The sequence below is a fragment of the Bacteroides sp. 14(A) genome (assembly GCF_000526555.1).
Classification (GTDB): Bacteria; Bacteroidota; Bacteroidia; order Bacteroidales; family Bacteroidaceae; genus Bacteroides; species Bacteroides cellulosilyticus.
Window position 1 is genome coordinate 527616 of sequence record NZ_JAGH01000001.1, and the last position, 15081, is coordinate 542696.

The 15081-nt window shown below is 43.8% G+C and carries 12 protein-coding genes; 11 read left to right on the forward strand and 1 reads right to left on the reverse strand.

The genetic code is table 11. The annotated features are described in order from the left end of the window. Positions 1 to 22: 22 nt before the first annotated feature. The 6 genes from asnS (at position 23) to tsf (ending at position 5317) form a co-directional block, all read left to right on the forward strand. The gene (gene asnS / locus K429_RS0101840; RefSeq protein ID WP_007210465.1) at positions 23 to 1426 is read left to right on the forward strand and encodes an asparagine--tRNA ligase; all 1404 of its coding nucleotides are present in this window, start codon (positions 23 to 25) and stop codon (positions 1424 to 1426) included. Positions 1427 to 1567: 141 nt separating this feature from the next. Next, positions 1568 to 2059, forward strand: coding sequence for a DUF4488 domain-containing protein (locus K429_RS0101845; protein WP_007210466.1), 492 nt, complete (start codon positions 1568 to 1570; stop codon positions 2057 to 2059). Between the two features lie 289 nt (positions 2060 to 2348). After that, complete coding sequence (gene rplM, locus K429_RS0101850; protein ID WP_007210469.1) at positions 2349 to 2810, forward strand: 50S ribosomal protein L13; 462 nt, start codon at positions 2349 to 2351, stop codon at positions 2808 to 2810. A gap of 5 nt (positions 2811 to 2815) precedes the next feature. Then, positions 2816 to 3202 carry a 30S ribosomal protein S9 gene (gene rpsI / locus K429_RS0101855; RefSeq protein ID WP_007210470.1) on the forward strand — a complete coding sequence of 129 codons (387 nt, stop codon included), beginning with the start codon at positions 2816 to 2818 and terminating at the stop codon, positions 3200 to 3202. A 174-nt stretch (positions 3203 to 3376) separates the two neighbouring features. Then, the gene (gene rpsB / locus K429_RS0101860) at positions 3377 to 4213 is read left to right on the forward strand and encodes a 30S ribosomal protein S2 (RefSeq protein ID WP_007210471.1); all 837 of its coding nucleotides are present in this window, start codon (positions 3377 to 3379) and stop codon (positions 4211 to 4213) included. Between the two features lie 111 nt (positions 4214 to 4324). Then, positions 4325 to 5317 (forward strand): translation elongation factor Ts, encoded by a 993-nt coding sequence (gene tsf / locus K429_RS0101865; protein WP_007210472.1) that lies wholly within the window; start codon positions 4325 to 4327, stop codon positions 5315 to 5317. A gap of 116 nt (positions 5318 to 5433) precedes the next feature. Here tsf and K429_RS0101870 read toward each other — a convergent pair whose 3' ends face one another. Continuing rightward, complete coding sequence (locus K429_RS0101870) at positions 5434 to 5781, reverse strand: translation initiation factor (RefSeq protein ID WP_007210473.1); 348 nt, start codon at positions 5779 to 5781, stop codon at positions 5434 to 5436. A 109-nt stretch (positions 5782 to 5890) separates the two neighbouring features. Between K429_RS0101870 and K429_RS0101875 the strand changes: the two genes are divergently transcribed. The 5 genes from K429_RS0101875 (at position 5891) to porV (ending at position 14934) form a co-directional block, all read left to right on the forward strand. After that, positions 5891 to 8380: a DUF5686 family protein gene (locus K429_RS0101875; protein ID WP_025725852.1), complete on the forward strand. Its 2490-nt coding sequence runs from the start codon at positions 5891 to 5893 to the stop codon at positions 8378 to 8380. A 97-nt stretch (positions 8381 to 8477) separates the two neighbouring features. After that, complete coding sequence (locus K429_RS0101880; RefSeq protein WP_007218733.1) at positions 8478 to 9140, forward strand: redox-sensing transcriptional repressor Rex; 663 nt, start codon at positions 8478 to 8480, stop codon at positions 9138 to 9140. Continuing rightward, entirely contained in the window at positions 9140 to 9757 is a 618-nt protein-coding gene (locus tag K429_RS0101885) for a fumarylacetoacetate hydrolase family protein (RefSeq protein ID WP_007210477.1), read from the forward strand. The genes K429_RS0101880 and K429_RS0101885 overlap by 1 nt, the downstream gene beginning before the upstream one ends. 16 nt (positions 9758 to 9773) lie before the next feature. Next, positions 9774 to 13610, forward strand: a complete 3837-nt coding sequence (gene porU / locus K429_RS0101890) for a type IX secretion system sortase PorU (RefSeq protein ID WP_025725853.1) — start codon at positions 9774 to 9776, stop codon at positions 13608 to 13610. Between the two features lie 151 nt (positions 13611 to 13761). Continuing rightward, positions 13762 to 14934 carry a type IX secretion system outer membrane channel protein PorV gene (porV, locus tag K429_RS0101895; protein ID WP_007210479.1) on the forward strand — a complete coding sequence of 391 codons (1173 nt, stop codon included), beginning with the start codon at positions 13762 to 13764 and terminating at the stop codon, positions 14932 to 14934. Positions 14935 to 15081: the final 147 nt, after the last annotated feature.

Here is a 15081-nt window from a genome sequence, read left to right on the forward strand (position 1 = left end):
TATAGAGGTTTAACACAAATTTATGGAAAAGATTAGTAGAACAAAGATTGTTGACGTGTTGAAGCGCGAAGATTTCGGCGCTATGGTCAACGTGAAAGGCTGGGTTCGTACCCGCAGAGGTAGTAAACAAGTTAATTTTATCGCCCTGAATGACGGTTCTACAATAAATAATGTGCAGGTTGTAGTAGATTTGGCAAACTTTGATGAGGAGATGCTGAAAGATATTACCACCGGTGCCTGTCTGAGTGTGAACGGTGAATTGACGGAGTCAGTAGGTTCCGGTCAGAAAGCTGAGATTCAAGCTCGTGAGATTGAAGTGCTGGGTACTTGTGATAATACATATCCTTTGCAGAAGAAAGGTCATACGCTGGAATTCCTGCGTGAGATTGCTCACCTGCGTCCCCGTACGAATACTTTCGGTGCGGTGTTCCGCATCCGTCATAACATGGCGATAGCTATCCATACTTTCTTTCATCAGAAAGGCTTCGTTTATTTCCATACACCTATCATTACGGCATCTGACTGTGAAGGTGCCGGACAGATGTTTCAGGTAACGACGAAGAACCTCTATGATTTGAAGAAAGATGAAGCCGGTTCCATCATTTATGATGACGACTTCTTTGGTAAGCAAACCAGTCTGACGGTTTCCGGACAGTTGGAAGGTGAACTTGCTGCTACGGCACTGGGCGCTATTTATACTTTTGGCCCTACATTTCGTGCAGAAAACTCCAATACTCCACGCCATTTGGCTGAGTTCTGGATGGTGGAACCGGAAGTAGCATTCAACGATATTACGGACAATATGGATCTGGCGGAAGAGTTTATCAAATTCTGTGTGAAGTGGGCTTTGGATAACTGTGCTGACGACGTGAAGTTCCTGAACGATATGTTTGACAAAGGCTTGATTGAACGTCTGCAAGGTGTATTGAAAGAATCTTTCGTACGTTTGCCTTATACGGACGGCATCAAGATACTGGAAGAGGCTGTTGCTAAAGGTCATAAGTTCGAATTTCCGGTATACTGGGGTGTGGACTTGGCTTCTGAGCACGAACGTTATCTCGTGGAAGAACACTTCAAGCGTCCGGTTATCTTGACTGACTATCCGAAGGAAATCAAAGCGTTCTACATGAAGCAGAACGAAGATGGTAAAACAGTACGTGCAATGGACGTATTATTTCCGAAGATTGGTGAGATTATCGGTGGCTCTGAGCGTGAGTCTGATTATGACAAGCTGATGACGCGTATTGACGAAATGCATATTCCGATGAAGGATATGTGGTGGTATCTTGATACCCGCAGATTCGGTACGTGCCCTCACTCCGGTTTTGGTCTGGGTTTTGAACGCTTGCTTCTGTTCGTGACGGGTATGGCAAATATTCGTGACGTAATACCTTTCCCGCGTACGCCGCGTAATGCAGAGTTCTAACTCTTAAAATAAATAAGTGAAGTAGCCCGCACAATCTTGTTGTGCGGGCTCTTTTTTTACTAATAAACTGTTATAATATTAAAATAATTACTTATATTTGTGACAGTCAGATGCCTATACGTTAACCAAATATATACGAACATGAAGAAGAAGTATTTCATTACCATGTTGGCAGCAGTGCTGTTGGCGGTAACAGGAGCGGCAGCGCAGAAGAAGGCGAGTTTCAAACCAGCGGATTTGAAAGGTATCTGGCAGCTGTGTCACTATGTATCCGAAATTCCGGATGTTCCCGGTGCTTTGAAGCCCAGTAACACATTCAAGGTATTGAGCGATGACGGGCGTATCGTCAATTTCACTCTTATTCCCGGCAAAGATGCCATAATCACCGGATATGGTACCTATATCCAGCTGACGGACAATAGCTATCGGGAAAGTATTGAGAAGAATATTCATCTGCCCATGCTGGATAATAAAGATAATGTCCTGGAGTTTGAGATGGGAGAAGGCGGGCTTATGCATCTGAAATATTTTATTTCTAAAGATTTGAATGGCAATGAATTGAACTGTTGGTATCATGAAACCTGGAAGCGGGTAACGATGCCGCCTGTATTCCCTGAAGATATTGTTCGTTAAAACGGGCTATCCGGATATAATAAGCAATGTTCCGATGCAAAGCAAGCAATCTTTTGCATCGGAACATTGCTTGTTTTGTGTCCTAACATTGCTTGTGATTGATAGTCAGCTTCTTTAAAAAAAAGAAGAAAACGTTTGCCAGTTTTGGGAAAATCCGTACCTTTGCAAGCCGATTATTATCTAATAAGGATAAGCAATTAATTCAGAGCGAGTTAATCCACCTTTGTCCGGGGTGGCTAATCCGTAATGAAGATTTTTTTAGTAGTAACATTTAAAAAACAAATCAAGAGTGGATACTTTAAGTTACAAGACCATTTCTGCAAACAAAGCTACGGTAACCAAAGAATGGGTTATTGTTGACGCTACAGACCAAGTATTGGGTCGTCTGGGCGCAAAAGTTGCGAAACTGTTGAGAGGGAAGTATAAACCAAACTTTACTCCTCACGTAGATTGCGGTGATAATGTAATCATTATCAATGCCGACAAAGTTAAAATGACAGGTAATAAGTGGACTGACAAAGTGTATTTGTCATACACAGGTTATCCCGGTGGTCAGAGAGAAATGACTCCTGCTCGTCTGCAGGCTAAACCGAACGGTGATGACAGACTGTTGAGAAAAGTAGTAAAGGGTATGTTGCCTAAGAACAAATTGGGCGCTAAATTGCTGAGCAATATGTACGTATATGCTGGCAGCGAGCACAAACATGATGCTCAGAACCCGAAAACAATTGATATAAACTTACTTAAATAATAGATATGGAAGTAGTAAATGCATTAGGCAGACGTAAAAGTGCAATTGCACGCATTTTCGTAACCGAAGGTACAGGAAAGATTACTATTAACAAGAGAGACCTTGCAGAGTACTTTCCATCAACTATTCTTCAGTATGTAGTAAAACAACCGCTGAGCAAGCTGGGTGTTGCTGAAAAATATGATATTAAAGTAAATCTTTGCGGTGGTGGTTTCACCGGTCAGTCTCAGGCTTTGCGTTTGGCTATTGCCCGCGCATTGGTGAAGATGAATGCTGAAGACAAAGCTGCTCTTCGTGCTGAAGGCTTCATGACTCGTGACCCGCGTTCTGTTGAACGTAAGAAACCGGGACAACCGAAAGCTCGTAGAAGATTCCAGTTCAGTAAACGTTAAGAGTTGCAGAAATGTTGGGGCGGACAAGTTGCTTAATTCTCAACTTTTATCTCTCAACTCTCAACTGAAAGAGCGTTTAGTATCTAAACTACCGGGACTCTGGATTGATAGACTACCCGGCGGTTGGTTTAGAAAAAACAAAAAAGAAAGTAAACGATTTAAAGAAAAAACAAGATGTCAAGAACAAATTTTGATACATTATTGGAAGCCGGTTGCCACTTTGGTCACCTCAAAAGAAAGTGGAATCCTGCAATGGCTCCTTATATTTTCATGGAACGCAATGGTATCCACATCATTGACCTCCACAAAACAGTTGCTAAAGTAGACGAAGCTGCTGAAGCTTTGAAGCAAATTGCTAAATCAGGAAAGAAAGTCCTGTTCGTTGCTACTAAAAAACAAGCTAAACAAGTGGTTGCTGACAAAGCTTCTGCTGTAAATATGCCTTATGTAATCGAGCGCTGGCCGGGCGGTATGTTAACTAATTTCCCCACAATCCGCAAGGCTGTTAAGAAGATGGCTACCATCGATAAATTGACGAATGACGGTACGTATTCTAATCTGTCTAAGAGAGAAGTACTGCAGATTTCACGTCAACGTGCTAAGTTGGACAAGACTTTGGGTTCTATTGCTGACCTGACTCGTCTGCCGTCTGCACTGTTCGTTATTGATGTTATGAAAGAAAATATTGCAGTTCGCGAAGCTAACCGTTTGGGTATCCCCGTATTCGGTATCGTTGATACGAACTCTGATCCTTCTAACATTGATTTCGTTATCCCGGCTAATGATGATGCTACTAAATCAATAGAAGTAATTCTGGATGCTTGCTGCGCTGCTATGCAGGAAGGTTTGGAAGAAAGAAAAGCTGAAAAAGTAGACATGGAAGCAGCTGGTGAAGCTCCTGCCAATAAAGGCAAGAAGAAAGCTACAAAAGCAAGACTCGACAAATCTGACGAGGAAGCAATCAATGCAGCTAAAGCTGCTGCTTTCCTGAAGGAAGACGAAGAGGCTTAATCATAATTGAATGGTAAGATGGTAAAATGATAAGATGATAATATCGTCTTACCATCCTATCATCTTACCATTTTATCATTTAGAATATTAATTATAAAAAGAAAATATATTATGGCTGTAACAATGGCTGATATTACCAAACTCCGTAAAATGACCGGAGCAGGTATGATGGACTGTAAGAATGCATTGACGGAAGCTGAAGGCGATTTCGACAAGGCAATAGAAATAATCCGCAAGAAGGGACAGGCTGTTGCCGCTAAGCGTTCAGACCGTGAAGCTTCTGAAGGTTGTGTTTTGGCTAAAACTACCGGTAACTTTGCCGTAATCATTGCGTTGAAGTGTGAAACTGACTTCGTAGCTCAGAATGCTGATTTCATAAAATTGACTCAGGATATTCTTGATCTTGCTGTAGCTAACAACTGCAAAACTTTGGATGAAGTGAAAGCATTGCCGATGGGTAACGGTACTGTACAGGATGCAGTGACTGACCGTAGCGGTATTACAGGCGAGAAAATGGAACTTGACGGCTACATGACTGTAGAGGGTGCAAGTACTGTTGTTTACAATCATATGAATAGAAATGGTCTCTGCACTATCGTTGCTTTCAATAAAGAAGTTGACGAGCAGTTGGCTAAGGAAGTGGCTATGCAGATTGCTGCCATGAACCCGATTGCAATTGACGAGGATGGTGTTTCTGAAGAAGTGAAGCAGAAAGAAATTGAAGTTGCTATCGAGAAGACCAAAGCAGAACAGGTACAGAAGGCTGTTGAGGCTGCTTTGAAGAAAGCAGGTATCAACCCGACTCACGTGGACAGCGAAGATCACATGGAGAGCAACATGGCTAAAGGTTGGATTACAGCTGAAGATATAGCAAAAGCAAAAGAAATCATTGCTACTGTTTCTGCTGAGAAGGCTGCACATCTGCCCGAACAAATGATTCAGAACATTGCTAAAGGTCGTTTGGCTAAGTTCTTGAAAGAAGTTTGCTTGCTGAACCAAGAAAATATCATGGACTCTAAGAAGACCGTAAGAGAAGTGTTGGCAGCAGCTGACCCTGAATTGAAGATTGTAGACTTCAAGCGTTTCACTTTGAAAGCTGAATAATTCAACTCAATATATATAAAAAACGACCGCACGGAGTTTCCGTAGCGGTCGTTTTTTTATGCATATTTGCTGTTTTTGAAAGAAGTGATATGCCTACTGAAAACAAATGGTCTGGATTATCCGACCGGTTTAGTCTGCGTATATCCCTCTTTCTTAAGTAGTTCCAGTACTTTCTGCTTGAAATCTCCCTGTACGATGATTTCTCCGTCTTTGGCACTTCCACCTACGCCACATTTAGACTTCAGTAATTTACCTAACTCCTTCAGGTCATTTTCCGTACCTACGAAACCCGTGACAAGTGTGACTACTTTTCCTCCTCGATTCTTGCGATCCAATTGAACACGCAACTTCTGCCTGGAAGCTTCCGGGGTAACCTGTTCCCCATCATCTTCCATTTCATAACTATAGTCCGGATTGGTAGAATAAACAACATTCAACCGTTCTTTCCAATCATTATTCTTCATATTCGTTCTGTTTTAAGAACCAAAAGTAATATTTTGCGTGGAACTTTGCAATCTTTTTGGACTTTTGTCGTCTAATAGAAAACGCTATTTAGCTTCAAATATACGAAATATGAAAAGAATCATCTGGCTATTCCTATTGTCTTTGGTTACTATACTGTCTTTTGCACAATCTTTCAAGGGTACTGTTACAGATACTGACGGAAAGCCGGTTCCTTATGCCGCTCTCTATCTGAGAGAAATGAAGTCCGGTTTAACTACCGATGAGCATGGGCGGTTTCAAACGAAATTATCTGCCGGACAATATACCTGTGAGGTTTCTTCTTTAGGATTCATATCCCAGACCTTTACTTTTCAAATGCTGAATCGTGATTATGAGAAGGATATAGTGCTTGCCGAACGTACCTATAGCCTGCCGGAAGTAAACATCACCAAGGGAAATGAAGATCCGGCCTATGCAGTGATGCGTAAAGCGATAGCACGTGCTCCTTATTATCGCACTCAGATAAAAAGCTACACTGCCGGCACGTATCTGAAGGGAACCGGTAAAGGGACCGCTATTCCCGCTGTCCTGAAACTATCCAAAGAGGTGCGGAAAGATGCAAAAGAATGGCTTGGAAAGCTGTTTGTCTTGGAGCAACAGCAGATCGTGAACTTTACTGCCCCCAATGTCTGGAATAATAAGGTATTAGCCAATAAGAACTCTTTTCCAGAAGAAATAGGGGTGGACATGGGTATAACTACGATTAATCTCTATACCCCCGAGCTTTTCGGTAAAGTTTCCCCGTTAAATAAAAATGCTTTCTCGTACTATCGTTTCAAACTTGACGCTTGCTTTGTAGAAGAAGGACAAATGATAAATAAGATCCGTGTGATTCCCAAGAAAGACGATAACCGTTTGCTGGAAGGGGACCTGTTCATTGTAGATGATTTATGGTGTATATCAGCTGCTGATGTCAATGTTCGCGCTACCGGGTTGAAAGCAAAGATTAAGATCACCTGCAAGGAAGTACAGTCTTCTGTTTTTCTGCCGGTTTCTATTACGACCTCTTCTACCATTGATATAATGGGTTTCAAGGCAGAGGCTTCTTATCTGGCAGCAATACACTATAGAGAGGTAAAAACGGATATCCAGCCGGAGACCAGTACGGATAAAACGACAAAACCTGTAACTGTCAATGCAGTAGCGCAGCCAAAGAAACATAAATTTGAACGTCCGGCACGGATCGGACGCAAAGATACTCAGGTTGATTCGCTTGCCGATAAGCGGGATTCTCTTTATTGGACCACTATTCGTAGTGTGCCGTTGCGATTGGAAGAAGTGCAGAGTTATCAATATAAAGAAGAAAAGATTGCGCTGAAAGATTTATCACCCGGAGAAAAATCCGAGAAGAAAACAGCGGTCGGGCAAGTACTGAATACCATTATGTGGGGAAAGACTTTCAGAACTTCCAATAAAAATGCATGGTTAACTTTACCTGGTCTTTCCGCTTATATTCCCGAATATAATTTTGTGGATGGCTTCTGGTTAGGAGTTAAGCTGAAGACAGGAGTGAAGTTATCAAAATCCTCTACACTCCGCTTTGTACCTTCCTTCTACTATACCACTGCCCGTAAAGACTGGATAGGACAAGGAGAACTGACATTGGATTATACTCCCCGAAACCGTGGTTATTTATCTCTTTCCGGAGGTCTTCTGTCCGCTGATTATAATTCGGAAAGTGGAGAATCCCGTTTGATTAACAGTATGTCCAGCTCGCTGTTCGGTCATAACCATCTGAAGCTTTACGAGAATACCTTCTTCACAGTTGACCATGCGATAGAGCCGGCTAACGGATTACTTTTTTCTTCCTCACTTTCCTGGCAACGCAGGAAGATGCTGGATAACCATATCCGTAAAAGTTGGTTCAAAAGAGATGCCGAACCGAATATTCCGAAAAACACTGCTTTCCGACCAATGCCGGAGAATGATATCCTGAAAGCTTCTTTTGAATTGGAGTACACTCCGGCTCACTACTATCACATGTCGCGAGGTAAAAAAGTGTATGAAGCTTCCCGTTATCCTACATTTGCCTTGAAATATGACAGAGCTTTCCCTATGAGCGGAAGCCGTTATCTTACCTCGTACCACCTGATGCAGTTCTCAGCTAAACAGAAAATCGAATTCGGAATGTTCAATCGCCTGCATTGGTCAGTGAATGCAGGTTCATTCTTTGATGCAAAGAATCTTCAGTTCCCCGACTTTAAGCATTTCGCTTCTACTCGCATATTGGTTACGGAACGTTCTTTCGATACTGGGTTTAGTTTACTGGACAACTACGTTTTGTCCACTAATACCCGCTGGGCACAGGCTAATGTCTCCTGGTATACTCCATATCTGCTTTTGAAACATCTTCCTTTTCTATCAAGAAAAGCATTTGATGAAGCTTTGCATCTTCGTTCCATCGTGATATATGGTGGGCGCCCCTATACGGAGATTGGATATTCGATCGGGTTTTCCGATATGGCACGGATAGGAGTCTTTGCCGGTTTCGATTGCCTGAAGTTCCATTCGGTGGGAGTTTCCCTTAGTTTGCCGTTATCCCTCTTTGCTGACAAGTAAAACTTTTGTGGAAATTATGTTAACTTTCTTCTGTTGGAGTATTCTTTTCCAAAAAAAGCGTATTTTTGTCCACCCGTAACCGAAAGAAATGAAGAAAATGACCACGAACCAGGCAATTCAATATAAGGATAGCATGAAAGTGCCGGAGCCTACTTTGCGCAGGTTGCCGTGGTACTTGTCGAATGTTAAGCTGCTCAAGCAGCGGGGCGAGCGGTACGTCTCTTCTACACAGATATCCAAAGAAATCAATATAGATGCTTCACAGATAGCCAAGGATTTGTCGTATGTCAACATCTCCGGGCGTACGCGTGTAGGCTACGAAGTCGATACGCTGATAGCCGTACTGGAAGACTTCCTCGGATTTACCGATATGCATAAAGCATTTCTGTTTGGAGTAGGTAGTCTGGGTGGTGCATTGTTGCGCGACTCCGGTTTGAAGCACTTCGGGCTGGAAATTGTAGCAGCATTTGATGTGACCCCGGAATTGGTAGGCACTACATTGAACGGAATACCGATCTTCCATTCCAGTGAATTCGAGCAGAAGATGCGCGAATATGATGTGAACATCGGTGTGCTGACTGTACCTATCGAGATAGCCCAATGCATTACGGATACCATGATAGCGGGTGGCATCAAAGCTGTATGGAACTTTACCCCGTTCCGTATCCGTGTGCCGGAAAATATCGTTGTTCAGAATACTTCTCTATATGCTCATTTGGCGGTGATGTTCAACCGCCTGAATTTTAACGAAATCGAATAATGAAGATTATTGCTGTCGGAATGAACTATGCACTGCACAATAAAGAGCTGGGGCATACGTTAGTTAATAAAGAGCCGGTTATCTTCATGAAGCCCGACTCGGCTATATTGAAAGACGGAAAGCCTTTCTTTATTCCCGATTTTTCGGATGAGGTTCATTACGAAACTGAGGTGGTGGTACGTATCTGCCGTTTGGGAAAAAACATTGCGCCGCGCTTTGCCAATCGTTATTATGACGCAGTGACTGTAGGCATCGACTTTACGGCACGCGACTTGCAACGTAAGTTCCGTGAAGCGGGTAATCCCTGGGAACTTTGCAAAGGGTTCGATCATTCGGCAGCTATCGGAACTTTTGTTCCTTTGGAGCAGGCAGGAGGTGATTTGCAGCAGCTTGATTTCCGTCTGGAAATAGACGGCAAGGAAGTGCAGCATGGCAATACCTCGGATATGCTTTTCAAAGTGGATGAGATCATTGCATACGTCAGCCGCTTTATGACGCTGAAAATAGGCGACCTGTTGTTTACGGGAACTCCCGCAGGCGTAGGTCCGGTACAGATAGGACAGCATTTGGAAGGATACCTCGGAGAAGATAAGTTGCTCGACTTTTATATTCGTTGAGTCAATTTATTACGATATGTTTATCAAACGTTGCTGGTTGCTTTGTTGCTTTATCGCTTTTCTTCTTCCGGTTTCAGCGCAGGAATTCATTACGCTGAACTGGCAGGAATTGTCTTCTGCACAAACGCTTCCCGTAGTGACGCGCGAACTTCCTTTGGGAAAAGACTTCCGTTCCTTCACCTATCAGGTGGAAATAGAGTTTCCGGAATATCAGAAGTTAAACCGGAGTGAGGTGGCTGCATTAGAGATGCGACTCGACAGTTTACGTCAGCTACCCAATGAGAATGTGGCTTTCCGGGAAGGCTTGCCGGCATCTCCACAGATAAACTCTTTCATTAAGGTTTCCGCACATCGTGGTTTTCTCTCCATAAGCTTTGTTCCTGTTGTTTTTCGTGAAGGAAGTTATCAACGGCTGAATTCTTTCAAACTATCCGTGAATTCTTTTCTTAAGAAAGATAGAATAGGGGAGGAAACAGCTACCCGAAATCTGAAAACAACTTTATCCGAAGTATCTCTAAAGGATTGTACAACATCACTTCTTGCTTCCGGCCGTTGGACGAAGATAAGTGTGAGAAATACCGGAGTCTTTAAAATCACGAATGCCGAATTAAAAAAGATGGGATTCTCAAGACCCGAAAAAGTCCGCGTATTTGGTTATGGCGGTTATTTGCTGTCCCAACGTTTCAATGAACATCCGGCAGCTGACTTGCCCGAAGTTCCTTTGTTGCGTTTGTCAGATGGTGTGTTGTTTTATGGTCGTGGCACTGTATCCTGGACACCGGATAGCCAAAATACTTACTTTGTTCGCGAGCGCAACTTTTACTCTGATGAAGGGTATTACTTCCTGACTGATCGGGAGGATATTCCGGAAATGGAAACTGAAATTTTTTCTTCGTTGAAAGAAACTTCAGCCAACAGACTGACGACTTTCAATTCCTTTGCTATCTATGAAAAAGATGCATATAGTTGGGCAGGTACCGGCAGGCAGCTTTATGAAGATTATGACTATGTGGCCGGAAATACGAAAAGTTATACATTGAACTTGCCGGGCATTGTGCTGGAAGCTGCCGGATGGTTGACTACTGTCTTTGCCGCCCGCTCCATTGATGCATCTACCAGCTACTCTGTTTCAGTGAATGGTGAACCGAAAGGCAATACCACACTGGCATCCATTGATTCCGATAATCAATATTATACCAGAGCTACTTCTGCAACGATAAATGCTTCCTGGCAAGGGACTAAGTCGGAAAATACGGTTGTAACCATCACCCATACACGCCCTTCGGGTACATCGGGGCGTCTGGATTACATTGCCTTAAACTACATGCGTACACTTACGTTGAACACTCCTTATCTTACTTTTCGCTCTTTGGCTTCCATTCATAAGGAGACAACGTTCGTTCTTTCCGGTGCCACAGCTTCTACTGTTGTGTGGGATGTCACCAATCCTGCAAACATTGGTAGAATAGAAGGCAGTTTTGCCGATGGCACCTATACATTTACTATTCCCGCAGGAGAGTTGCGTGAGTTTGTTGCCATCACTCCCGAAGCGGGAGGCTTTGATACAGTGGAAAACGTAGGTGGGGTTGCGAACCAGAATCTGCATTCTCTGGAAGCTACGGATATGATTATCATTGCTCCCGACCGGAAAGACCTGTTGGCACAGGCGGAACGACTGGCACAAGCCCATCGTGAGAAAGACGGATTGTCCGTCCTTGTCCTTACCGCTCCGCAAATCTACAATGAGTTTTCCTCCGGTACACCAGATGGAACGGCTTATCGCCGTCTGATGAAGATGTTGTATGATCGCTTCCCGAATGAAGCAGAACGTCCCAAATACTTGTTATTCTTCGGAGATTGCAGTTACGATAATCGTATGTTGACTTCTTCCTGGAAGAGTTACCGGCCTGAAAACTTTCTGCTGTCTTACCAATCGGAAGCTTCTCTGGAAGAGACTTCTTCCTATGTAACTGACGATTACTTCGGTTTTCTTGATGATGAAGAAGGGGATGATCTTACAGCCGGTATGTTGGATATTGGTATCGGACGTTTCCCCGTTCGTACAGCGGCTGAGGCAAAAGCTGCTGTAGATAAGACAATTGCTTATATGGAAAATAAACAGGCGGGTTCGTGGAAACATACAGTTTGCTATGTAGCTGATGACGGAGATAAGAATCTGCATGCTTCTCAATCTGAATTATTGGCAAGTTACACCGAGAGAAACTATCCTTCCCTGCTTGTCAACCGGATCTATGCCGATGCTTTCCATCGTGAATCTTCCGCTACCGGAGAAACTTATCCTGATGCTACGAAACGCCTCTTGCAGTTATTTAACAGGGGAATGTTGGTAGTCAACTATACAGGTCATGGAAGTACTTCTGCATGGGCGGCAGAGAATCTGCTGACGATGGCTGACATCACTAAAATGACGTCTCCCCGCCTTCCTCTATGGATTACCGCCACCTGTGACTTTACCCGTTTTGATGATATACAAACTTCTGCCGGAGAGCAGGCTTTCCTGAATACTAAAGGTGGTGCTATAGCTTTACTCACTACATCGCGGGTGGTGTATGCTTCGCAAAACTCCACGTTGAATCAGGCTTTCCTCCGTCATATTTTTTCGCGTCCCGAAGGTAAACGTTTGCGCCTTGGAGACATCATGCAGCTTTCCAAGTGCGATGAATCTTTGGCTAACGATAGGAATAAACTGAACTTCTCTCTGATTGGCGATCCTGCCCTGACTTTGGCATATCCCGATTACCAGGTGCAGGTAGACGAATTTGCGGGGGTGAATGTGGCAGAAGAAACGAGCGTCTATCCGCAGGTGAAAGCCGGTAGCAAGATTACAGTAAAAGGACGTATCCTGACTCCCGAAGGAGCTTTGGCTGAAGACTTTACCGGTACAGTGCACCCTACTGTGCTGGATAGTAAGGAAGAAGTGACAACTCTTGATAATCGTGATGAGGGAGCTTTCACTTATACCGAGCGCAGCAAAACTCTTTTCTCCGGCAGTGACTCGGTTCGTCAGGGACGGTTTGAATTTACTTTCCCCGTGCCGTTGGATATCAACTATTCCGATGAGGAAGGTTTATTGAGCCTTTATGCTCTGGATGCCGTTCATTCTCATGAAGCCGGAGGAGCTTTCGATCGCTTTCTGGTGGGTGGAACGGATGATGGCGTTTCTCTGACGGACACATTAGGACCTAAGATAACCGTTTATCTGAATACGCCGGACTTTAGTCCTGGTGGACAAACCAATACCACCCCGTTGTTTGTGGCGGAATTGGAAGATGCGGATGGTATCAATACGGTTGGCAATGGTATCGGGCATGATCTTTCGCTTTGTATCGACGGCAGTGCGGTGCTGACTTATAATCTGAATGATTATTATACTCCGGTAGCGGGAGACTATACCCGGGGAACGGTATACTTTTCTGTGCCCGAACTCACTGAGGGCAAACATACGTTGTCGTTCCGTGCCTGGGATTTGCTGAATAATTCCTCTACAAAGACTTTGGAGTTTGAGGTAGTTCGCGGATTGCGTCCCGGTCTGTTCTCTGTTATTTGTACACAAAGCCCTGCCCGTGAAAGTACTACATTCGTTCTTTCTCACAATCGCCCCGGTTCCACGCTTGCGGTCCGTATGTCCGTATACGATTTTGCCGGACGGGAAATGTGGACACATCTGGAGAAGGGAGTATCCGAAGGACAAACTTATTATGTGGAATGGAACTTGTGCAGTAATGGCGGGCAACGTCTGGCACCGGGTGTTTATCTGTATCGTGCATCTATTGTCTCCGACGGTAGTCGCGAAAGTACGAAATCACAGAAAATCATTATCCTGTCACAATAAACAGGGGGATTCTCTGTTTTATTAGTATTGTTATTAGAAATCATAAGTATCTCAATTGAAAGGAGTAACTAAATTCTCCTCCTCCCAAAAGGAGGGAAATTAAGTTAGATTTTGTTTTTTATATTTGAGATCGTATTATAAATAATATCGTATGAAGAAATACATCTTGCTATTACTCATAGCTTTCTTGTCCGTACACCTTCTTGCCCAGGATAAGAATCAGTTTAATCCCGTTAATACCGGTGTTAACTCTTTGGGTATTGCCCCTGACTCCCGTGGCGGTGGTATGGGAGATGTGGGTGCGGCTACAGATCCGGACGTAAACTCTCAATACTGGAATCCGGCTAAGTATCCGTTTACGATCAGCCGTGCCGGAGTAGCGGTTTCCTATACACCTTGGTTGCGCAAGTTGGTGAATGATATTGATCTGGCATATCTGGCAGGCTACTACCGTATCGGAGATTATCAGGCTGTCAGCGGTTCTTTGCGTTATTTCTCTTTGGGTGAAGTGCCCGTAGCATATCAGGATGAAAATTCTCCCGGATATACCATTAAACCTTATGAAATGGCGGTAGATGTGGCGTACTCCCGCATGCTTTCCGAACATTTCTCTGCTGCGGTTGCCTTGCGATACATTTATTCCGACCTGGCATACAGGGAAGATGAAGAAGTTTCCGCCGGCTCTGCTTTTGCTGCCGATATTGCCTTCTATTATACGAATTACGTCATACTTGCCCAACGGGAGTGTATGCTTTCTTTCGGACTGAATGCTTCCAATATCGGTACGAAGATTTCTTATGATAGTGGTAATACCAGCCAGTTCTTGCCTACTAACTTACGTTTGGGTGCTTCCCTGTTATTCCCGATAGATGATTATAATACAATCGGAGTTAGTTTTGATGCCAATAAGTATATGGTTCCTACCCGTCCTGTTCGTGGAGAAGATGAGTCGCAGGAAGAGTATGAAGAGCGTTTGGACCGTGATTATAATGATATTTCTCCCATTAAGGGTATTTTCAAATCTTTCAGTGATGCCCCCGGCGGCTTCAAGGAAGAATTGCAGGAGATACAGTGGTCTTTGGGGTTGGAATATACTTATCACGAACAGTTTTCCATTCGTGGTGGCTATCATTGGGAACATGAGAACAAAGGAAACCGCAAATATTTTTCTTTTGGTGCAGGATTCAAGATGAGTGTATTCTCGTTAGATGCTGCTTATCTGGTATCTACGGCACAGAGCAATCCGCTCGACCAGACACTTCGTTTTACGTTAGGTTTTGATCTGGATGGGATAAAGGACTTGTTCGGACGTCGCAGAAGATGAATCAGCTACGAGCTACGCGTTACGGGCTACAAGTGCCTTGCGGCAGAAGGGGGGAGTGGTGTGTAGTGTATTATTAGCTGTATATATCGGACGCGCAGCATCTATATACCGGATGCGTTGCACCTATATATCGGATGTGTAGTATCT